21 protein-coding genes are annotated in these 19,986 nt (G+C 64.1%); 13 read left to right on the forward strand and 8 right to left on the reverse strand.

The features are described from left to right. Nucleotides 1-9: 9 nt before the first annotated feature. Genes G6N43_RS23245 through G6N43_RS23270 form a run of 6 tightly spaced genes read left to right on the forward strand, consistent with a single transcriptional unit; the run spans nucleotide 10 to nucleotide 4,331 of the window. A complete protein-coding gene (locus tag G6N43_RS23245) occupies nucleotides 10-555 on the forward strand; it encodes an FAS1-like dehydratase domain-containing protein (protein WP_083149449.1) in 546 nt (181 codons plus the stop codon). After that, entirely contained in the window at nucleotides 555-968 is a 414-nt protein-coding gene (locus G6N43_RS23250; RefSeq protein WP_083149448.1) for a Zn-ribbon domain-containing OB-fold protein, read from the forward strand. Before G6N43_RS23245 ends, G6N43_RS23250 begins: the two co-directional genes overlap by 1 nt. A gap of 16 nt (nucleotides 969-984) precedes the next feature. Next, the gene (locus G6N43_RS23255) at nucleotides 985-2,094 is read left to right on the forward strand and encodes an acyl-CoA dehydrogenase family protein (RefSeq protein ID WP_083149447.1); all 1,110 of its coding nucleotides are present in this window, start codon (nucleotides 985-987) and stop codon (nucleotides 2,092-2,094) included. Further along, nucleotides 2,091-2,543 (forward strand): MaoC family dehydratase, encoded by a 453-nt coding sequence (locus tag G6N43_RS23260; RefSeq protein WP_083149446.1) that lies wholly within the window; start codon nucleotides 2,091-2,093, stop codon nucleotides 2,541-2,543. The genes G6N43_RS23255 and G6N43_RS23260 overlap by 4 nt, the downstream gene beginning before the upstream one ends. Then, nucleotides 2,540-3,706 (forward strand): lipid-transfer protein, encoded by a 1,167-nt coding sequence (locus G6N43_RS23265; RefSeq protein WP_083149445.1) that lies wholly within the window; start codon nucleotides 2,540-2,542, stop codon nucleotides 3,704-3,706. Before G6N43_RS23260 ends, G6N43_RS23265 begins: the two co-directional genes overlap by 4 nt. A 4-nt stretch (nucleotides 3,707-3,710) precedes the next feature. Next, entirely contained in the window at nucleotides 3,711-4,331 is a 621-nt protein-coding gene (locus G6N43_RS23270; protein WP_083149444.1) for a TetR/AcrR family transcriptional regulator, read from the forward strand. Between the two features lie 71 nt (nucleotides 4,332-4,402). Here the strand turns inward: G6N43_RS23270 and G6N43_RS23275 are convergent, their stop codons facing one another. Further along, nucleotides 4,403-5,590, reverse strand: coding sequence for a CaiB/BaiF CoA transferase family protein (locus G6N43_RS23275; RefSeq protein ID WP_234810000.1), 1,188 nt, complete (start codon nucleotides 5,588-5,590; stop codon nucleotides 4,403-4,405). Nucleotides 5,591-5,901: 311 nt separating this feature from the next. Between G6N43_RS23275 and G6N43_RS23280 the strand changes: the two genes are divergently transcribed. After that, nucleotides 5,902-7,515 (forward strand): class I adenylate-forming enzyme family protein, encoded by a 1,614-nt coding sequence (locus G6N43_RS23280; RefSeq protein ID WP_083149442.1) that lies wholly within the window; start codon nucleotides 5,902-5,904, stop codon nucleotides 7,513-7,515. A 70-nt stretch (nucleotides 7,516-7,585) separates the two neighbouring features. Next, on the forward strand, nucleotides 7,586-8,620 hold the full coding sequence (locus G6N43_RS23285) for an NAD(P)H-dependent amine dehydrogenase family protein (RefSeq protein WP_083149514.1): 1,035 nt from the start codon (nucleotides 7,586-7,588) through the stop codon (nucleotides 8,618-8,620). On the opposite strand, the gene G6N43_RS23290 is transcribed toward G6N43_RS23285, so the two are convergent. Continuing rightward, nucleotides 8,617-9,399, reverse strand: coding sequence for an SDR family NAD(P)-dependent oxidoreductase (locus tag G6N43_RS23290; protein ID WP_163658169.1), 783 nt, complete (start codon nucleotides 9,397-9,399; stop codon nucleotides 8,617-8,619). The two genes, G6N43_RS23285 and G6N43_RS23290, sit on opposite strands and share 4 nt — an antisense overlap. A gap of 88 nt (nucleotides 9,400-9,487) precedes the next feature. Between G6N43_RS23290 and G6N43_RS23295 the strand changes: the two genes are divergently transcribed. Further along, entirely contained in the window at nucleotides 9,488-10,300 is an 813-nt protein-coding gene (locus G6N43_RS23295) for a mycofactocin-coupled SDR family oxidoreductase (RefSeq protein ID WP_083149440.1), read from the forward strand. A gap of 62 nt (nucleotides 10,301-10,362) precedes the next feature. Here the strand turns inward: G6N43_RS23295 and G6N43_RS23300 are convergent, their stop codons facing one another. From G6N43_RS23300 to G6N43_RS23310, 3 genes are all read right to left on the reverse strand, one after another. Continuing rightward, nucleotides 10,363-11,460, reverse strand: a complete 1,098-nt coding sequence (locus tag G6N43_RS23300) for a dihydrodipicolinate reductase (protein WP_234809999.1) — start codon at nucleotides 11,458-11,460, stop codon at nucleotides 10,363-10,365. 33 nt (nucleotides 11,461-11,493) lie between these two features. Beyond that, on the reverse strand, nucleotides 11,494-12,477 hold the full coding sequence (locus G6N43_RS23305) for a spirocyclase AveC family protein (RefSeq protein WP_234809998.1): 984 nt from the start codon (nucleotides 12,475-12,477) through the stop codon (nucleotides 11,494-11,496). 79 nt (nucleotides 12,478-12,556) lie between these two features. Next, entirely contained in the window at nucleotides 12,557-13,753 is a 1,197-nt protein-coding gene (locus tag G6N43_RS23310; RefSeq protein ID WP_083149438.1) for a cytochrome P450, read from the reverse strand. A gap of 161 nt (nucleotides 13,754-13,914) precedes the next feature. Here G6N43_RS23310 and G6N43_RS23315 point away from each other — a divergent pair, with 161 nt between their 5' ends. From G6N43_RS23315 to G6N43_RS23325, 3 genes are read left to right on the forward strand one after another with little or no spacing between them, the layout of a single operon-like run. After that, nucleotides 13,915-14,556 carry a hypothetical protein gene (locus tag G6N43_RS23315; RefSeq protein ID WP_083149512.1) on the forward strand — a complete coding sequence of 214 codons (642 nt, stop codon included), beginning with the start codon at nucleotides 13,915-13,917 and terminating at the stop codon, nucleotides 14,554-14,556. Then, nucleotides 14,556-14,750: a (2Fe-2S)-binding protein gene (locus tag G6N43_RS23320; protein ID WP_083149437.1), complete on the forward strand. Its 195-nt coding sequence runs from the start codon at nucleotides 14,556-14,558 to the stop codon at nucleotides 14,748-14,750. Before G6N43_RS23315 ends, G6N43_RS23320 begins: the two co-directional genes overlap by 1 nt. Further along, nucleotides 14,747-15,505, forward strand: a complete 759-nt coding sequence (locus tag G6N43_RS23325) for an SDR family oxidoreductase (protein WP_083149436.1) — start codon at nucleotides 14,747-14,749, stop codon at nucleotides 15,503-15,505. Before G6N43_RS23320 ends, G6N43_RS23325 begins: the two co-directional genes overlap by 4 nt. An 82-nt stretch (nucleotides 15,506-15,587) precedes the next feature. Here the strand turns inward: G6N43_RS23325 and G6N43_RS23330 are convergent, their stop codons facing one another. Beyond that, entirely contained in the window at nucleotides 15,588-16,430 is an 843-nt protein-coding gene (locus tag G6N43_RS23330; protein WP_083149435.1) for an SDR family oxidoreductase, read from the reverse strand. A 147-nt stretch (nucleotides 16,431-16,577) separates the two neighbouring features. Between G6N43_RS23330 and G6N43_RS23335 the strand changes: the two genes are divergently transcribed. Then, the gene (locus tag G6N43_RS23335) at nucleotides 16,578-17,597 is read left to right on the forward strand and encodes an NAD(P)H-dependent amine dehydrogenase family protein (RefSeq protein WP_083149511.1); all 1,020 of its coding nucleotides are present in this window, start codon (nucleotides 16,578-16,580) and stop codon (nucleotides 17,595-17,597) included. A 73-nt stretch (nucleotides 17,598-17,670) separates the two neighbouring features. Here the strand turns inward: G6N43_RS23335 and G6N43_RS23340 are convergent, their stop codons facing one another. Beyond that, the gene (locus G6N43_RS23340; protein ID WP_083149434.1) at nucleotides 17,671-18,717 is read right to left on the reverse strand and encodes an NAD(P)H-dependent amine dehydrogenase family protein; all 1,047 of its coding nucleotides are present in this window, start codon (nucleotides 18,715-18,717) and stop codon (nucleotides 17,671-17,673) included. Between the two features lies 1 nt (nucleotide 18,718). Beyond that, complete coding sequence (locus G6N43_RS23345) at nucleotides 18,719-19,957, reverse strand: cytochrome P450 (RefSeq protein ID WP_083149433.1); 1,239 nt, start codon at nucleotides 19,955-19,957, stop codon at nucleotides 18,719-18,721. Nucleotides 19,958-19,986 lie beyond the last annotated feature (29 nt).

Consider the following 19,986-nt stretch of genomic DNA (forward strand, 5'->3'; position numbering starts at 1 on the left):
ACAGCAACAGTGACCAGCGAGGAACTACGAGAGCGCCTCGACGCGCTGATCGGCACCCCCACCGACGGGATCGGAAAGCCCACGCGCGCACCGGATCCGGTGAACGCCGCAATGATCAGGCACTGGGCGTATGCCCTCGATGACATGAACCCGGCATACCTGGATCCCGAGTTCGCGGAAAACTCCCGCTACGGCGGCCTGGTGTCACCGCCGGTGATGCTGCAGAGCTGGACGATGCCTCCGCCGAAACTGGCAGGCATTCATGAGCGTGGCGGGGTGCCGGTCGAGATCAAGTCGAACCCGCTGGAGTTCCTCTCCGAGGCCGGCTACACCGGCATCATCGCGACCAACTCTGAATTCGAGATCGAGCGCTACCCCCGTGTCGGCGACGAGATCACCGCCGAAACGGTCTTCGACTCGATTTCAGATGAGAAGAAGACGGCGATGGGCAACGGATTCTTCGTCACTTGGGTGACGACCTACCGCGATCAGAACAACGAGGTGATCGGTCGTCAGTGGTTCCGCACGCTGCGATTCAAGACGGGCGGAAACTGATGGCGTCCAGGCTGGCCCCCACGATCAGCCCGGACACCGAGTTCTTCTGGTCGGGTTTGAAAGAGCACGAGCTCCGCATCCAGCGTTGCACCGACTGCCAGACGCTGCGCGTTCCGCCGCGTCCGATGTGCGGCAACTGCCAATCACTGAACTGGGACTACGTCGCGTCGAGCGGGCGCGGCACCGTGTACTCCTTCGTGATGCCGAAATATCCACCGCTGCCGTTCCTCGAGTACCCCTATGTCGTGGCGCTCATCGAGCTGGATGAGGGTGTGCGCATCGTGTCGAACCTCTGCGACATCGAGCCAGAGGCCATCGAGGTAGGGATGCCCGTCGAGGCCTTCTACGAGACCTTCGAGGCCCTCCCATCCGGTGACGAACTGGTACTCCACCAGTTTCGGCCGGCCCGCTGAGAGGCAAGCAACGGACATGGATTTCTCTTTCACCGAGGAGCAGGAAACCGTCGGCAAGGTCGCCCGGCAGCTGTTCGAGCACCGCGCCACCCCCGAGCGTCTGACCGAACTCGAGGCCGGCGACGTGCGATACGACGCCGAGTTGTGGAGCGAGCTGGCGTCGTCGGACCTATTGGGGATCGCACTGCCCGAATCGGTGGGCGGCAGCGGGGGCGGATTCCTCGAACTCGGTGTCCTGCTCGCCGAGGTCGGGTGGAGCGTGGCACCGGTGCCCGTCTATGCGACGCTGGCACTCGGCGCCGATACCATTGCGCGGCACGGTGATTCCGCATTGCAGCAGCGCTATCTCCCCAGTGTGATCGACGGTAGCGTCATCCTCACGGCCGCGTTGGCCGAGCCGGGTAATTCCGACCCGGCGGCACCACAGGCGACCGCTCGCGCCGACGGCGGGGTGTGGCGGCTGGACGGCGTCAAGGAGCTGGTCCCCGCCGCACAACTCGCCACGGCCATCGTGGTCTCGGCGCGGTGCGACGACGGCCCCGCGCTGTTTGTCGTCGACTCCGGAACCGACGGTGTAACGGTCACACCGGTGAGCACCACCAACGGTGAGCCGTTCGCCGACGTCGAGCTCAACGGTGCGACGGGCCACCGGCTCACCGAGAACGCGCATGCAGATATCGTCGGCTCGCTCTACACACGTGCCCTGGTCGGGCTGTGCGCGATCCAAGTCGGCGTCACAGAGCGGGCATTGAAGCTCGCGGCCTCCTACACCGGCCAGCGCGAGCAGTTCGGCCGACCCATCGGATCGTTTCAGGCCGTACAGCAGCGGCTCGCCGACGCCTTCATCGATGTCGAAGCCATCCGCTGGACCACCTGGTACGCCGCGTGGCTCATCGCCGAAGGGCGGCCGGCCGAGCGGGAGTCGGCCATCGCGAAGTTCTGGGCCGCCGAGGCCGGAGCCCGCGTCACGGCATCGGCTCAGCAGGTGCACGGCGGCATGGGCATCGACGTCACCTATCCCCTGTCCCGTTATTTCCTGTGGGCCAAGCAGATCGAGCTGACGCTCGGCTCGGCGTCCCAACAGTTGAGCCGGCTCGGCGCCGCCTATCCGGAAGGAATCAAATGACCACCACCGCTGACCGCACCACGACGCTGAAGTGGAACTCGATCAGTGTCGGCGACGAAGTCACCCCGATGGACGTTCCGGTGACCACCACACTCATCGTCGCCGGGGCCATCGCCTCGCGGGACTACATGCCGGTACACCATGACCGCGACTTCGCCAATTCCCAAGGCTCCAAAGACATCTTCCTGAACATCCTGACGACCAACGGGCTGTGCGTGAAGTTCCTGCACGACTGGGCCGGGCCGGAGGCGATGGTCAAGAAGCTGTCGATCCGCCTCGGAGTGCCCGCGTACCCGAACGATCCGCTGCACTTCACGGGCAGCGTCACCGACAAGTCGTCGGCGGACGGCGAGGGTTTCGTCGAGGTCACGTTCAAGGGCACCAACAGCCTCGGCGACCACGTTTCCGGCACCGCGGTGCTCAGCCTGCTCGACGGGGTCGATGCATGAGCGGCATCGCCGGTAAGGCCGCACTCGTCGGGATCGGCCAGACGGAGTTCTCCAAGGAGTCAGGCCGCAGCGAAATGCAATTGGCCTGTGAGGCAGTTAAATCCGCGATCGAGGATGCCGGGCTGCGTCCCACCGACGTCGACGGCATGGTCACCTTCTCCGTCGACGAGAACGAGGAGATCGAGGTCGCCCGCAACGTCGGCATTCGCGACCTCAACTTCTTCACACGGGTGCCGCACGGGGGCGGCGCCGCCGCAGGTACGGTCATGCAGGCGGCGATGGCGGTGGCGACAGGCGTTGCCGAGGTCGTGGTCTGTTACCGCGCGTTCAACGAACGCTCCGGATTCCGGTTCGGCGGCGCGGGCCGCCAGCCCGGTGTGACTCCTCTGTGGATGGCCCCGTACGCACCGTTCGCGTTGATGACTCCCGCCGCCTGGGTGGCGCTGCACGCACAGCGCTACATGTCGACGTACGGCGTCACCAACGCCGATTTCGGCAAGATCTCAGTCATCGATCGCAAACACGCCGCCAACAACCCCGACGCCTGGTTCTACGGCAAGCCGATAACGATTGAGCAGCATCAGGAGTCACGCTGGATCGTCGAACCCGTCTTGCGGCTGCTGGACTGCTGCCAGGAGAGCGACGGCGGTGTGGCACTTGTCGTCACCAGCGTTGAGCGGGCACGCGATCTGGCCCAACCGCCGGCCGTCATCACCGCCGCCGCGCAGGGCGCCGCCTACGACGGTGAGGTCATGACGAGCTACTACCGGGAGGAGATCACCGGGCTGCCCGAAATGGGCGTGGTCGGCGAGCGCCTCTGGCGGGACTCTGGACTCAAGCCCAACGACATCTCAACCGCGTTCCTGTACGACCACTTCACACCCTTCGTGTTCACCCAACTCGAGGAACTCGGATTCTGCGGCCGCGGGGAGGCGAAGGACTTCGTCTCGGTCGACGAGCTGTCCCTCGGCGGCCGAATGCCGATCAACACCAACGGCGGTCTACTCGGCGAGGCCTACATCCACGGGATGAACGGCATCACCGAAGGCGTCCGCCAGGTGCGCGGCACCTCCTACAACCAGGTCGAGGACGTCGAGCACGTCCTGGTGACCTCCGGCACAGGCGTCCCGACCAGCGGCCTGATCCTGGCGCCTGACCGTTAGCCTCATGGCTGTGGGGATCGAAGCGACGCAGGCAACCACGACCGACACCCGGGGTGCCATCATCTCGGCTGCCTTCGCCTGCTTTCGTACCGTCGGCCTGAGCAAGACGACGATCGTCGACATCGCCAAGGCGGCCGATGTCTCCCGCAGCACGTTCTACGAGTATTTCCGCGACAAGGAATCCATCGTCGAAGCATGCGCCGAAGCGGCGTCGCAGCGGTTCTACCGGAATATGGCCAAGGCTATCGACCGTCATGGGGGCAGCACCCTGGAAGGCCGACTGGTGCGGGCCGCCGTCTTCGTCACGCAGGCACGTCAGGTCGTCGAACCCGAGGCGTACTTCGACGAGGAGGAAGTGAACCTCATGATGACGAAGAACGCGGCGACCCTGCTGAAGGAATGCGCCGAGTTCCTCGCACCCTACGTCTCGGCGGCGAGGCTGACCGGCGAGGTCCGCAGTGACCTCGATGTCGCGTCCGCCACCGAATGGTTCGCACGGATGTTGTTCTCACTGTTCACCACTCCGTCGCCGAACATCGACATGCGAGACGACAAGGCCGTGGCGGAGTTCGTGCGGCCGTACGTCGTCAACGGCTTCGTCGAGAACCGCCCCCGGCGCCGCTGACCCCAGCGATTTGTGTGCGTCGGGGAGCGCCCAACGCAACTAAACGCACACAAATCGCCATAAATCCGAACTCACAAAATCGCTCCGGCTTGCTTGTACTTCTCGATCGTGTCCCAGTCCATACCCGCATCCATCAACACCTCTTCGGTGTGCTGACCGTGCTCGGGCGCACCCGGAGGCACCACAGACCGTTCGTCGAACTGGACGGGATTGGTGGGCAGCGCGAACGGCACACCGTTGACGGTTTCGGTATGTGCGACATATCCATTCGCCGTCACAGCGGGATCCTCACAGAGTTCGGCAGGCGTCTGCACGATGCCCCACGCACCGGACAGCGGCGCCAGCGTCACCCGCCATTCGGCCAGGGTGTGCCTGGCGAACGCCTCGTCGAGCAACGCGATCAACTCGACGCGATTCGCGTATCGCGACGCCGGGTCGGCGAACCGCGGGTCGTCGACCAACTCGGGAAGACCGATCACCCGCATCGCCTCGGCATAGAACTTGTCGAGCTGGAGCATCATCAGCTGTACGTATCGTCCGTCTTTGGTTCGATACGTGCCTACGAGCGGGTTCGGCGAATCGGCGTGGGTGAACTTCGGAATGGCGCTCCCCCCGTGGATTTGGCTCACCGCGACGTCGGGACTTAGATTCCACGCCGCCAATCCGAGTAGTGACACGTCGACGACCGAACCCTTACCCGTCGTCGCCTTCCGGTAGAGCGCCGCGGCGATACCGCCTGCGATCGTCAGTCCGCCAAGCAGATCGCCGAAGGCCGGCCGCGAGCGCACCAACTCGTCACGTTCCTCGGTCAAGACAGTGGCGATGCCGCCGCGCGCCCAGTAGGACACGCCGTCGTAACCCGGTTTGTTCGCGTCCGGCCCCTTCGGTCCGTGCCCCGATCCGCGGACATACACGATGCTCGGATTGGCGGCACGGATGCCGTCGACGTCGATGCCCAGCTTCTTGCGACGTTCCGGCAGATAACTGGTGAGGAACACATCGCAGGTCTTGGCCAGTTCGCGGACGACCTCCTGACCGCCGGGAGTGCTCAGGTCGACGCCGATGGACTTCTTCCCGCGATTGGGGATCTCGATCATGTAGTTGACCGACCCGCCGCCTTCGTCGACGATGCCCATCGTGACCAGACCGCGCTGCGGATCACCGCCCTGACGCGGTTCGACCTTGATGACCTCTGCACCCCACTCGGCGAGTACCGCTCCCGCCGACGGGACGAAGGTCCAGGCCGCGACCTCGAGCACTCGTACTCCTTCGAGTACTTTCTCCTCGGAAATGACGCCCTCCTGCGATAACGGTCATTTACAATTCCTGAGAATGTCACTTTCGGCGCGCTTTGTAAAACCGCTACGGACGGCGGACACCCGCTCCAAAAGCTCCGAGTCACCGGCCGCCCAGAACGCCCGCCTCGACGCGATCCAGACTGTCGGACTCCGTCGGTCCCGGTGCGTCCATGGCGCAGCGTAGCGGGTATGAGAACCGGTATTCTCGTCAATGGGAAAGCCGACTATCCTGTTGAGGCCAAACATCGCCCAAGGCAAGGACGCCGACCGCAATGCCCTTCCCGACTATCGTGCCCACGATTCCCACACTCGTGCGAACCGCAGCGGCACGTTTCGGGCACAGGCCTTTTCTGGTCGCCGACGGTCACACGCTGACCTATGCCGATCTGGACCAACGATCGGCCCAGTTGGCGTTGAGCCTGCTGGCTGACGGTGTCGGAAAAGGCGACCACATCGGGATCCTGATGCCCAACAGCATCGAATGGGCCCTCGCGTGGTTCGCGACGACCCGCATCGGCGCCGTCGCGGTACCTCTGAACACGTTCTACAAGGCCTCCGAATTGGCATGGACCACCCGGCATGCGGATCTGAAGGCCGTTCTGACGTGGCGGGCTTTTCGCAACAACGACTTCCTCGACCGTCTCGAGGAGGCACTTCCCGGCCTCGCCCAACAACGCGACGCCGGTCGGATCGTCCTCCGCAACGCCCCTTACCTCCGGACTGTCGCCGTCTGGGGTGGATGCGAACGTCGTTGGGCGACAACGCTGAACGTGGAGGCACGTACCGACGGCTTCGACGCCGAACTACTCGTCGATGTCGAATCGTGCGTGACGCCGGCCGACGACGCGATGATCATCTACACCTCGGGCAGCACGGGCGACCCGAAAGGACCGGTGCACACACAAGGCACCTTGGTCCGGCACACGTACAACCTCACGTTCGACTACGGGGTCACCGGTGACTCCGTGATGTTCACCTCGATGCCGTTCTTCTGGGTCGGCGGCCTGATCACCGGGTTGAACGCGGTCATCCACCATGGCGCCACGCTGGTCACCCAGCCCGCCTTCGACGCCGCCGAGGCCATGGCCCTGATCGAAGCGCAACGCGCGACCATCGTGCTCGGCTGGCCACAGCAGGGAAAAACGATCGCCGAACACCCCGACTTCAAACACCGCGACCTGAGTTCGGTCAAGCGCACCAGTCTGCCTGCGATCGTCCCGCCCGACCGTCGGCCGCAGGGTCCGAACGCGTTGGGTATGACGGAACTCTGCGGCAATCACATCGGCGTCGACCCCTATCCCCCGCAACCGCCCGAACGCGCACAGACCGGAGGCTTCTCAATCGAGGGGCTCAGCCATGTGCTGGTCGATCCCGAAACAGGCCAACCCGTTCCGGTCGGCACTGACGGTGAGATTTGGGTGCGCGGTTACTCGTTGATGCAGCGGATGTACAAACGCGAGCGTGAGGACGTGTTCACGGCCGACGGCTACTACCGCACCGGCGACTGCGGTGTGCAGTACGACGACGGCTGGATCAAATTCACCGGCCGACTGGGCGATCTCATCAAGACGGCGGGCGGCACCAACGTCACACCGAGTGAAGTCGAACTGGCCCTGACCGACTGCGACGGGGTGCTCGAGGCGTACGTCGTCGGCGCCGAGGAGGGAAGCAACGGCACCGTGGTCGCCGCCGCAGTCGTGCCTCGGGGCGACGCCGTACTGGACAGCGAGCAGTTGCGCATCGAGGTCCGCACTCGCCTGTCGGCCTACAAGGTGCCCAAGTTCATCTGGATCACCGGCAAGGACGCGCTGCCGTTCACCGCGACCGGCAAGGTGAAAAAGTCCGACCTCGCAACCCAACTCAGCGCACTGATGAAATCTCGATGACCACACATGACGATCGGAGCTCGCAATGAACAGTGAAGTGCTACGGGTTGCAGTGATCTCCACGGGTTGGATCAGCAGCCTCGCGATACGCGCTATCGTTCGGCGCCCGCACCTCGAGCTCGTCGGGGTGTGGGTGCACAGCCCTGAGAAGACCGGCCGCGACGCAGGTGACATCGTCGGGTTGGGGCCGATCGGGGTCATCACCACGAATGATCTCGAAGACATCATCGCCTTGAAGCCGGACTGCGTTGTCTACGGCGCCGCCAGCGCCGAGATGGACGCAGCAGCGGTGCGGGACTATGTCAGGCTGCTCAACGGCGGCCTGAACGTCGTCACCACGAATACGCCCGGGATGATGTTCCCCGACAGGTGGATTCCCGATCTGGCCGACCAAGTGCGAACGGCTGCGCAAGACGCCGGCGTCACCATCTATACCTCGGGTATCGAACCCGGTTTCGCCGGGGATCAGTTCGCCGTGTTGCTGACAACGCTGTCCAACAGGATCACCTCGATCCGTGCTCAGGAGATCTTCGACTATTCGGCTTACCCCAACCAAGATTTGATGATCACCGCCATGGGGTTCGGCAAGCCGCTCGACTTCACTCCGCTTCTAGAACTCGAGGGTGCCCAGCAGTTCGCGTGGGGGCCGCCGATCGGACTAGTCGCGAAAGCCCTCGGCGTGGAACTCGAACGTATCGACGAGTCGTATGAGCGCGTGCTCACCCCTCGCGATCTCCACGTCGCGTGCGGAACGATTCCCGCGGGTACGGTTGGCGCAGTCCGCGCCGTGACCAGCGGCGTCGTCAATGGGCGGCCGGTGATCACTATCGAGCACATCAACCGGATGGCTCCTGATTTGGCCCCCGAATGGGCGACCGCCCCAAATGGCACGTACCGACTGATCATCGAGGGTCAGCCACATATGCAATGCGATCTCAAACTCGGCACGGAAGACACTCCGGAGTCTGCCAATGCCAACGCGATGGAGGCGACGGCCATGCGGGTCGTCAATGCCATTCCCTATGTCGTCGACGCGGCGCCGGGAATCGCAACATCGCTGGATCTGCCGATCACCGCGCCGCGCAACGCAATCGACGCCGGCTAGACCGTGAACATGGGGCCACGCGGCGCCCCACGGACCTCGTTACCGCCGTCGATTGCGAAGCTCTGTCCAGTCATCCAACTCGACTCCGGCCCAGCCAGGTAACGCACCCCGGGGGCGATGTCATCGGACACCCCGAGCCGCCCCAAGGGGACCCGCTCGAGGAAACTGCTCGTGAGCTCCTCTAGATGGATGTAGCCCTGCGTGGTGGCCGCTTCGGTCAGCCCGGGTCTGACGGCGTTGACGCGGATTCCGCGCGGCCCGAGTTCAGATGCCGCGACACGGATCAGCATCTCGAGTGCCGCCTTGCCGGCGGAGTAGTGGCCGAGACCTTCCATCGGGATCTTCGATGACGTCGACGAGATGAAGACGATGGACCCGCCTTCGGTCATCAGGGGTGCGGAGTAGCGCAGGGCGAGAAAGTTGGACCGGAGATTACCCATGACGAAATCGGTGAAGGTGTCCAAATCTTGCTCGATGAGCGGCCCCGTTCCGCCTGTGGCGACCGTGCCGACGACGATGTTGAGCCGGCCGTGGACGTCGTAGGCTGCCTGCGCGGCGCTGCGCACGGTTGCCTCATCCTCTGGATCACCCTTCTGAAGAACGATCTCGGCGTCCGGCGCGACCCCGCGGATATTCTCGCGGGCCGCCTCCAGCCGGGTCATCGACCTGCCCAGCAGAAACAGGGTGGCCCCGTCGGCGGCGAGTAGCTTCGCGCTCGCCTGCGCGATTCCGGCCGAGGCTCCGAGAATGAACGCGGTTTGATCGGTAAGCACACCCATGCCCACACACGGTACCTGTCCGTCAACGTTGATTCTCGAAATCTGAAATGACGATTCTCCTGTGCGGTAGCGTGCGGATGTGCCAGATATGACCGACAGAGTCGTGCTGATAACAGGCGCTGCGCGCGGCCAAGGACGTGCGCATGCGGAGCGACTGAGCGCGGACGGGGCCGACGTCATCCTCGTGGATATCGCCGCACCGCTTCCGCCCAGCGTTCCCTACGACTCGGCCACCCCCGACGACCTGGCAGAAACCGCGAAGTTGGTTGCCGCCAACGGACGACGAGCATTCTCCGCGTGCGTCGACATCCGTGATCACGACGCGCTGTGCGAGGCCGTCGACGCAGGAGTCGCGGAACTCGGCAGACTCGACGTGATCGTCGCCAACGCAGGGATCTGCGTGCCCGCAACCTGGGACAAAGTGTCGCCACAGGACTTTCAGGACACGATCGACATCAATGTCGTCGGCACCTGGAACACCGTTATGGCGGGCGCCAAACACATCGTCGCGGGCGGGCGTGGCGGGTCGATCATTCTCATCAGTTCCGCCGCGGGTCTTACGATGGAACCGTTCATGATCGCCTATACGGCCAGCAAACACGCCGTGACGGGCCTCGCGCGGTCGTTCGCAGCGGAACTCGGAAAGCACCGGATCCGCGTCAACAGCCTGCACCCCGGATCTGTGGTCACCCCGATGGGAAGCGTCGAAATGGTCGAGGCGATGGTTGAAGCGGCGACATCGAACCCGGTTCTGCGGCATGGCTTCTCGAAACAAGTCATTCCGGATTCGGTGGCCTTGCCCGAGGACATCGCCGATGCCGTCGCGTGGCTGGCGTCCGACCAGGCCAAATACGTGACCGCCGCCGCAATACCTGTCGACCTCGGTGTGACGGGAACCTGACAGCGATTTGTGTGCGTTTAGGAGCGGCGAGCGCAACAACACGCACACAAATCGCTGGGAAACTAGCTGCGGGATTGTCGGCTGACGATCGCGGGACCCGACAGGGGTGTGTCGATGACGCCGGTCGGCGCGTCGACGACGGCGGGAATCGCGTTGACCGCCGCCAGCGCCGTGGCCGCGACGCCGGGGTTGACCCGCTCGGTGGCCGACGGTTCCAGACTCAGCGCCAGGCTCATATTCGGGCTCCCCTGGACCCGAAACACCATTCCGCCCTGCCCCTCACCCGCCGGTCTCGGCCAGTGCTCCGGCCAGGGCGTGCTGCTGACCGTCGCGAAGTACTGCACTGCGGCAACCGGTTTGGAGTCGACCACCCCCGCGAGTTGCCAGCGATGCGCGCAGATCGTCCCCTTGGAAATGGTGCCCAGCGCGGTCTCGAGATCGGTCGGTGCGAGAAGCGTCTCCCAGTCGAGCTCGACGCCGTCGAGGTCGATTCCGAGGATGTCGGCGATGTAGCGCACGACGGTTTCCCAGTCCTTGTTCACCTTTCCCGACGCGATCCGCGCCGGGACATGGCCATCTGGCTTGCCGAAACCCATCGACTCGTGCAGCACCTCCCAGATCGGGTAGGCCTTGTCCAGATCCAGTGCGTATTCATCCATCCGATACGCATCGACGCGTCCTGCGCCCGTCAGCAGCGCAGTCGGTATGTTCAGGCTGATGAACCCTGGCTCGCTGCCAGTCGCGTAGAACGACGAATCACCCTTGCGTGCTGCGCTTTCCAACGCGTCCCGCCAGTCCGACGGGGCCGCAGCGGGATAGACGAGAGGGATCGTCGAGAATGTCACTACGTTGATTCCGGCCTCGAGGTATGCCGCGATGTCCGCGATCGCCTCTTCCTCGCGGCGGACGGCGGTAGCGCTGTACATGACGCAGTCCGGTGACAAGGCGAGGACCGCTGACAGATCGTCGGTCGCCAGCACGCCGACCTCCGACGTCCCGCACAGCTGTCCCGCGTCCACACCTACCTTCTCCGGCGTCGAGACCTTGACGCCGACGAGTTCGAGCGCGGGATCGGCGATGACCGCGCGCAGCGCCTCTTTGCCCGTCAACCCCGTACCCACATGCACCACCCGGTAGCGGCGACTACGTTGCTCTGCCAAAGTTGATCTCCTCGTAGGGGTTTGGTCTCTGATTCATTTGTAGAAAGGCCCGGGCTTGCCGGCCTCTTCAAGGTGTCCGTACGGGTCGTAGACCTTCACGTTCGGGTACGGATTCTGGTCGTAGGCCGGTCGAGACAATCCCGCCTCGCGCAGCGCAGCCAAGACGCCCAGCGGCGCTGCGAACGACAGCAGGCCGACAGTCACCGAAATCAGCAGTTGCCTTGTCAGCGTCACCTTCGGGCGGCCCTGTCGCGCAGGCAACCAGCGGGCGATGCGGTTGATCAGAACCAGTTCCCCAGTGTCGTCGCGGACACACATCACCGCGACCATCGCGAAGATCAGCGAGTCATAGACCGCCATGATCAACGGGAAATGGATGTGCCCGATCTGAAGTACCGGGCCGACAGACTCGGTGTAGAAGAAGATGCCCGCGCGCATCCAGGTGAACTGGATCAGCCCGTTGATCGGGATGGCGATGATCGTCGCCCCAATGAATACTCTGACCAACCGATGGTCGGCCAACCAGCCAGCGCGTTGCATCAGCGAGTCCAACAACCGGTCGTGCAACTTCAGGAAGCCGAGACCGTTGAGCAGATAGTAAGCCGCGTACCCGCCCAGAAAGGCAAGCGCGGGTTCGAGATTCGGTGAGATGTTCACATACGGCCACGACAGCGGGAAGTGCAGCATGCGCGGATCGAAGATGGCGAACGTCGCCCAGTTCGCGAGCGGGTCGAGCGCACCGGTGATGAGGCCTGCGAACGCGATGATGACCGACCAGTGCAGCTTCCGTTGCCGCCACGACAGCCAGACCAAGACGGTGACCAGTCCGATCGCCATCGGGATCGACGAGATCGACACCGCGAGTGGCCAGTTGTCGAAACCGAGGAATGGCGGATACGGGTTGGGCCCTGGGTTCGGATTGGTCCTGGTGGGATCGCCGTGCAGGCCGGACTGGATCGTCGCGATCGTAATGCCCGCGAAACCCAGATAAGCCAGGATGAACAGTGTCCAACCCACGCGGGCAGGCCACGGCGAGAATTGCGACTGTGCCGGCGCTTCCCGTGAATCCCGGCTGGAGTCAACCGTATTCGTCAAATCACACCTTCACCGGGAGTGTCGCCCATCCCCGAACGCTGGTGGTGTGAGCGCGCTTCGCGTTGCCGTAGTCGACTTCCCAGTCGGGCCATCGGGTGAGCACTTCCTCTAACGCAACCCGCGCCTGGACCCTCGCCAGCGCCGCGCCGAGGCAGAAGTGAATACCGTGCCCGAAGGACAAATGCGCGGCCTGCCGGTGGATGTCGAATCGGTCCGCGTCAGGGAACTGGCGCTCGTCGCGGTTCGCCGAACCGTTGATCAGCAGCACGACCGAATCCGCCGGCACCGTCTGCCCGTAGTGCTCAACGTCGCGCGCCACGTAGCGCGCCTGCACCGGTGACGGCGCCTCGTAGCGCAGTACCTCCTCGATCGCATTCGGGATCAGGCTGAAGTCGTTCGCGAGTTCACGGCGCTGATCGGGATGATCGGACAGCAATTGACCGGCGAAGCCGATCAATCGCGTGGTGGTCTCGTTACCCGCCCCGACGACCGTGCCGGTGTAGAGCAGCACCTCACCGCGGGTCAACCGTCTGCGACTGCCGTCGGGTTCCTCGACCTCGGCGTTGACCAGGTCCGTCATCAGATCGTCGGACGGGTGGTCGTAACGCCAGTCGATGAACTCCTCGAGCATCGAACCCGAGTCCTTCAGCGCGTCCTCGGCGACGTCGGCGAGACCGGACTCGGAGAGTTCGAGCATCCGGTCCGTGTTCTGCCGGATCGCTACCTGCCGGTCTTCCGGGATGCCGAGCAGATAGCCGATGGTGCGCATCGGCATCCACGCACCGAGGTCGGCGATGAAATCGAACGTGTCTGCGTCCGCCAGCGGCTCGAGTGCACGGCGACAGAAATCCCTGGCCAACGGTTCGATGGCGGCCATCCGCCGCGGCGTGAACACCCCCGACAACAAGCGGCGGTGCAGGTCGTGAATCGGCGGGTCCTCGAACAGGATGATGCCCGGCGGTACGTCGACGCCGTTGAGAATGATGTCGGCCGTCGTCCCCCTGCCCGAGCGGTAGTCCTTCCAGTTGACCAGCTCGCGGGATACATCCGAGTGCCTGCTCAGCGCGTAAAAGCCGTACCTCTCGTTGTGGTAGAGCGGCGCTTCGTCACGCAGCCGCTTCCAGACGGGGTATGGATCGTCATCGATGTCGAAGTCGAACGGGTCGTAGTACGGATCAACCTGCAAGCTGTAGGTCACTCGCTGAGAATACGCGTTTCCGACGGACCCAACCCGCGATTTGTGTGCGTTCGGGAGCGGTCAGCGCACCGAAACGCGCACAAATCACTTGGGGGCGGCCATGAGAACTCGGCTTCTCACATGCGAGAATATTTGTGATCAACCGAGCGAAGGAGGCGGGCGTGACTGATCCCACCGCTCACAGCTTCGTCTTCGCCGTCGAATTCCGAATCTCCGCATGCGAGCTCGTGGGTCCGGTGCTGACCCACCATCAGGAGAACCTTCGCGACCTCGGCGCGCAGTATGCCTTCGTCTACGAGTCGGTGGTCGACCCGGGACAGGTGCTGGTTGTCATCGGGATACACACACGGCGACCGTTGGTCGACATCCTTCGCTCCCCACAACTGTTCGAATGGTTCGACGCCGTCGGCCTCGACGATCTTCCTGCCGTCTTCACCGGCGAGATCGTAGAGCGATTCGATATCGGCGAGCCCCCTCCGCCGGGCGAGGAGATCGTCGTCGCCGCGGTTACCCCGGTCAACGACGTCGACCAGTTCACCGCCCGCGTCCGCGATTCGCTCGTCGACTTCGCGAAGGCCGGAATCCGGCGGACACTGATCTATCGCGCCTACGACACACCACGCGAGGTGATGTTCCTCCAGCAGCTCGCCACCGTCGACAACGCCTTGAAATGGATTGAACGGCCGGAGATCGCGGCGGCGTGGCTCAGCGCTGCAGGGGTAGGTGCCTATCCCCCGGTCTTCGTCGGGCGGTTCGTCAGTGCGGTCCGACCGTCTGGGACCACCCGAACGGACCCCACCTGATGTACGTCTGCCTGTGCCTCGGTGTCACCAACGAGACCGTCTCGAACGCCGTCGCGGCGGGCGCGACCACCTCGAAGCACGTGTCAGACGCCTGCGGCGCCGGATCGGAATGCGGTCGCTGCCGACGCACCATTCGGTCGATCATCGAATCGTTGTCGCCAACCACAACAGCAGACAGGGGAAGCAGGGTATGACTGATCGCCAGTCCAGCATCGAGGGGCTACGGATGCTCGTCGTCGGCGCCTCCTCGGGCATCGGGTACGCACTCGCGTTGGCCGCCCAGTCCCGCGGCGCCAAGGTGGCCCTTGCCGCACGGCGGGTGGACATCCTTGGCAAGCTGGCAGCGCAGATCGACGGCTCGGCACACGAACTCGACGTTTCGGATCCACACGCGATCGAGACCGTCGTCGACGAGGTCGCCGCGCAGTTCGGAGAGATCGACGCCGTCGTGTTCACCAGTGCCGCAGTGCCATTCGCTCTGATCGAAGACACCGATGTGACGACCTGGCTGCACGCCTACGCGGTGAACGCGGTCGGCGCCTCGCACCTGCTGCGTGCCGCCCTTCCCCACCTGTCCGACAACGCCGTCGCACTCGTCGCCTCCAGCCACGACGTCGGCCGGCCACGCGCAGGCGTCGCGGCCTACCACGCCAGCAAGGCGGCACTCGACGAGATCCTTCGCTCCTGGCGGGCCGAACATCCCGAGCTACCCGTCATCCGGGTCAGCGTCGGACCCACCGAGGGAACCGAGATCCTGCGGGGCGCCGATCGGGATCTACTCGCCGACCTGTACCGGATGTGGGTGCAGGAAGGCCAGATTCCGGCCAAGATGTCCACGGTGGACGACGTCGCGAACACTCTGTTGTCCTTCATCGCGGTCGCACGGGCGAACCCGACGGTGGTCAGCGACATCGTGCATCTCGCCCCGCGGGCACCGAAGCCCAAGTAGTCACCGGTGCGACGGCAGCAGGCACCAGCAGGGATTGGATTGGCGATCGCCTAAACCTTTGGTGCCGAAGCTACTTCGGCCGTCACCCGTTCTTCGACATCTCCGAGGCCGCCGTGTCCGCCCACTTGGCTCCATGCCGGCCCATCGTCATCGCGCCGTTCCAGCCACCGTCGGTCCACAGCACCGTACCGCCGACATAACTCAGACGCGGGCTGCCCAGGCAGATCAACGGCCACGCCTGCTCCTCCGGTGTCGAGTACCGTCCGACAGGTCCCACGGAGTCGTCGATCGTCTCCTTACCCGCGAAGTCTTGGAAGGCCGGCATCATCGCAGTCTCCGTTGGCCCCGGATTGATGCAGTTGATCCGGATGCCCTGCCTTCCGAGCACGGGATACCACCAGCCCACCCACGCGTCGATCGTGTATTTGGAGTAGGCGTATCCGCTCCACGACCACTTCTTCTCGTTTGCCTTCAACCACTCGACCGCACCGTCGAAACCGTCAGTCTCAAGCAGTTCGGTGATCACCTTGATGTGGTCCTGCCACCCGATCGCCGCCGACGACGAGATCACGCTGATCGCCGACCCGACCGTCATCTTCGGCACCAGGAGTTCGGCCAGGTGCCTGGCCCCGACGAAATTCACCAGGATGGTGTCCCATTCGCTGAACGGAGGGCCCGGTAAGCCCGCGCAGCTGAACAGTCCGTCGACGGGCCCGTCGATAGCGGCCGCGACGCTTTCGATGTTCTCGCGGTCGCGCAGGTCGATCTGTAGCGCGCGGGCCACGGGAACCGTGGTCGGCTTGATGTCGAGTGCGGTAACGGTGGCTCCGAGATCGACGAGGATCTGCGCCGCCGCCTGACCCATACCGGAGGCTGCACCCGTCACCACGACCGACTTGCCCTCGTAGCCCAACACATCATCCATGACGAGAACCTCACTTACTGGATAACGAGAACAAAGATTATCATCCCGGTTATCGTGGCACGTTGGTGAGGATCGAAGGGAGCCACCGTGACCGCCAGCCGTCCGTTCCGCGTCATCCAGTGGGCCACCGGCGCCGTGGGCACCGAGATGGTCCGGACGATCATCGATCACCGCCCGGACATCGAATTGGTCGGCGCACGGGTCTATTCCGAAGACAAGGCCGGTATCGATGTGGGGACACTTGTCGACAGGACGCCCATCGGTGTCACCGCGACAACCGATGTCGACGAGATCCTCTCCCTCGATGCGGATCTGGTGCTGTACGCACCGTCGTTCACCAATCTCGACGACGTCTGCGCACTGCTGGAGAGCGGCAAGAACGTGGCGACACCGTCGTTCTTGTTTCACCCGCGCCGAATCCCGGCCGACGACCGCGAAAAGCTCGCAGCGGCGTGCACCAAGGGTGACAGCACCATCCACGGCGGTGGGCTGAATCCCGGCAATCTCTCCGGCGTACTCCCGCTCGCACTATCGGGGATGAGCCGCACCATCGACCGGATCACGCTCCAGGAACGAGCTGACTGGACGTTGTGGGAAAGCACCGCGATCACGTTCGACGGCATGTGGTTCGGGCGGCCGACCGAGGAGGTCACGCCGACCGCCAATACGTACCTCAGCTTCTTGACAAGGCTGTTCGTCGAACAGACGTGGTTTCTGTCCGACTCGTTGAACGGCGATATCGACGACGTGTCGGTGAACCTGGAAACCGTTCCCGCGACGAAAGATCTGCAGATCTTCGACCACGTGGTGGAAGCAGGCACCACTGCAGGGCAACGGTGGAGCTTCCGCGGTCAGCGCAACGGCGAGACGCTGATCGAGTTCGAGACGCTGTGGACCGTCGGCGGCGAGTATCCCGAACACTGGCCCAAACCCCGCGACGGCTGGACGCTAACCATCGAGGGCGACCCGTCGATGCAGACCCACTTCTTTCCGCTCGCGAGCTTCACCCGCGACGCCTCGATCGAGGAGCACGTGAGGGCGGGGTTGATCACGGTCGCGATGCAAGTCGTCAACGCCATACCCGCCGTGTGCGCGGCACCCGCCGGATTCGCGACTATGGCTGATTTGCCGCTTATCCGCTGCTACACAGGTTTTGGAAACACCTGACCTGGATTGCGTTGACTCTGCGCTCAGGGCGTTGAATCACACCCGACGTGCGCCCTGGGCGCAGAGTGAACGGTCAGCGGTTGGTCCAATGCGCGACGAACGGTGCGATGCTCGATAGGTCGTAGAGGCCCGGTTCGGCGGCGATCACCGTAGGGATCGCGTTGATCGCATGCATGGCCGTGGCCAGGCATCCCTGTGCAGAGTGGTCCTCATCGTGTGAACCGATGACGAGGTGCACCCGCATGTTGGGCTCACCTTCGAACGTGATCTCGTAGCCGATCTCGGTCGGCCAGTCCGGTGCGAGGTCGTCGGCCATGCGGGTGAGATGTTCGACGGCCATGGTGGTCTCGCCGCAGTCGACCTCGACGCCGAACCTCATCGCGCCGACGGTGCCCGCGGGGATCTGCCCCGCCGCCACGGTCAGATCCCGCGGGGTGGTCACGACTTCGCGGAAGCCCGTCACTGATCTGATCTCGAGTCCGAGCGACTGTGCGAGCACGGTGGCGCTGCCGATCCACGCGCTCGCCGCATAGTCGGTGTTGCTCAGCAACGGCGCGGTGTCCTCGGGATCGTGCCCGTAACCCATGGCGTTGAAGACGAGATCGTGGCTGGCGTAGGTCGAGTAGTCGAGCACCTCGCGCACACTGATCCGGCGGGTTCGCTGCGTCAGCCGCGACAGCACCGGCGCCAGGGCCTCGCCGAAGAAACCCGGATACAAGCCCACGCCGAGGAACGAAGATCCACCTGCGCGACAGGCATTTTCGATCCCGTCGGCCAGCGACTCGTGTAGTGACCGCGGATGGATGAATCTGCTACCGGTGGCGACGACGTTCTTGCCCGACGACAACAGATCGCAGACGTCGGCGAAGCACCCGGGCGTGTCGGTCTCCACCTTGCCCATGTAGAGAACGACGTCGGCATCGGTGTTGATGATCGCGTCACGGTTCGTGGTGGCCAGCACTCCGGTGACGGGTCCCTCGCACAGACCGCCCGCGTCGACACCGTCCTTGTCAGGGTCGTAGACGCGCACGCCCACGAGGTCGAGGTCTGGCCTGTTGATCACATGCCGCAGTGACATTGTTCCGGTGACACCGGTGGCCCATTGAATTACGCGAGTCATCTCAATCCCAGATCACGTCGAGGCGCGGCGGCGAACGGAACATCGTGCCGGTGATGTACGGCGCCCGTGCGTCGGGGTCGAGGCGCAGGTTCGGCAGTTGGTCGAACAGCGCGTTGAAAATCTTGGTCGTCTCGAGTCGCGCGAGGTGCATGCCGAGGCAGACGTGGGCGCCGTGCGCGAATCCGATGTGCGGCTTGCGTTCCCGGAAGATGTCGAATTCTTCCGGGTTGTCCCAGCGGGTTTCGTCGTGATTGGCGCTGCCGAGGCTGAGCATCATGGTCGCACCCTTGGGCACCGCCACACCCCCGATCTCGGTGTCGACGGTGACCTCTCGCATGAAGTTCAACAACGGCGTCTCCCACCGGATGCCCTCCTCGATCGCCTGCGGCAGCAGACTGCGGTCGTCGCGGACAGCGTCGAGCTGGTCGGGATGGGTCAGCAGCGCCATCGCCAGACTGGCCGTCGACCGCGACGTCGTCTCGGCGCCCGCGGGTAGCAGATTGCGCATGAAACCGTAGATCTGCTCGTCGGTCATCTTCACGCCGTTGACCTCAGCCCCCGCCAGGATCGACACCATGTCGTCTTTCGGAGACTTCCTCTTCTCAGCGAGGATCCCGACGAAGTACTCCTTCATCTCAGCCGACGCCCGCATCGCGCATTCCATGTCCCCGCGGAAGCCCAGCAGGTCGATGGCGAGCCGGTGGAACTGCAGCACGTCGGAATCGGGCAACCCCAACAGTGCGGCGATCACCCGCACCGGGATCGGCATGAACACGGCATCGACGAGATCGGCCCGCTTCGCGTCCTTGATCTTGGCGATTGTTCTGTCCACCAGAGGGCCGACGAGTTCGGCGTCCCACCGCTTCATCGACGAACGGGCGAACGCGAACTCGTGCAGCTTGCGGTAGACGGCGTGCTCGGGTTCCTGCATCTCCAGAATCGTGGGTCCCTGCAATGGGCGCACAATATCCTCGTAGCAGCGTGTGCTGAAGGTGATGTTGTCGGTGAAGATCGCCTTGACAGTGTCGAAGGTGTAGGCCGTGAACGTCGGTGGGCCGTCGCCCGAATTGCCGAGGATCCCCATTTCGGGCCAGCCGGCGTGCACCGGGCTCTGCGCGCGCAGTTCCTTCAGTAACGGGTACGGAGACGCGTCGCCGTCGGCCCCCATACCGGCGTTGAACTTCGCCTGCGCGTCCCGAATGCTCTGCTCGAGATCTTCGACGGTGACCTGTTCACCCATCGCACGACCCTTTCTGCTGGCTCGGCAAC

The organism is Mycolicibacterium moriokaense (assembly GCF_010726085.1).
Taxonomy (GTDB): domain Bacteria; phylum Actinomycetota; class Actinomycetes; order Mycobacteriales; family Mycobacteriaceae; genus Mycobacterium; species Mycobacterium moriokaense.

Excerpts from the sequence above, each read along its gene's own strand:
- G6N43_RS23250 (WP_083149448.1), top strand. The coding sequence starts at position 555 with ATGGCGTCCAGGCTGGCCCCCACGATCAGCCCGGACACCGAGTTCTTC.
- G6N43_RS23255 (WP_083149447.1), top strand. The coding sequence starts at position 985 with ATGGATTTCTCTTTCACCGAGGAGCAGGAAACCGTCGGCAAGGTCGCC.
- G6N43_RS23260 (WP_083149446.1), top strand. The coding sequence starts at position 2,091 with ATGACCACCACCGCTGACCGCACCACGACGCTGAAGTGGAACTCGATC.
- G6N43_RS23265 (WP_083149445.1), top strand. The coding sequence starts at position 2,540 with ATGAGCGGCATCGCCGGTAAGGCCGCACTCGTCGGGATCGGCCAGACG.
- G6N43_RS23270 (WP_083149444.1), top strand. The coding sequence starts at position 3,711 with ATGGCTGTGGGGATCGAAGCGACGCAGGCAACCACGACCGACACCCGG.
- G6N43_RS23280 (WP_083149442.1), top strand. The coding sequence starts at position 5,902 with ATGCCCTTCCCGACTATCGTGCCCACGATTCCCACACTCGTGCGAACC.
- G6N43_RS23290 (WP_163658169.1), bottom strand. The coding sequence starts at position 9,399 with ATGGGTGTGCTTACCGATCAAACCGCGTTCATTCTCGGAGCCTCGGCC.
- G6N43_RS23295 (WP_083149440.1), top strand. The coding sequence starts at position 9,488 with ATGACCGACAGAGTCGTGCTGATAACAGGCGCTGCGCGCGGCCAAGGA.
- G6N43_RS23320 (WP_083149437.1), top strand. The coding sequence starts at position 14,556 with ATGTACGTCTGCCTGTGCCTCGGTGTCACCAACGAGACCGTCTCGAAC.
- G6N43_RS23325 (WP_083149436.1), top strand. The coding sequence starts at position 14,747 with ATGACTGATCGCCAGTCCAGCATCGAGGGGCTACGGATGCTCGTCGTC.
- G6N43_RS23330 (WP_083149435.1), bottom strand. The coding sequence starts at position 16,430 with ATGGATGATGTGTTGGGCTACGAGGGCAAGTCGGTCGTGGTGACGGGT.
- G6N43_RS23335 (WP_083149511.1), top strand. The coding sequence starts at position 16,578 with ATGGTCCGGACGATCATCGATCACCGCCCGGACATCGAATTGGTCGGC.
- G6N43_RS23340 (WP_083149434.1), bottom strand. The coding sequence starts at position 18,717 with ATGACTCGCGTAATTCAATGGGCCACCGGTGTCACCGGAACAATGTCA.
- G6N43_RS23345 (WP_083149433.1), bottom strand. The coding sequence starts at position 19,957 with ATGGGTGAACAGGTCACCGTCGAAGATCTCGAGCAGAGCATTCGGGAC.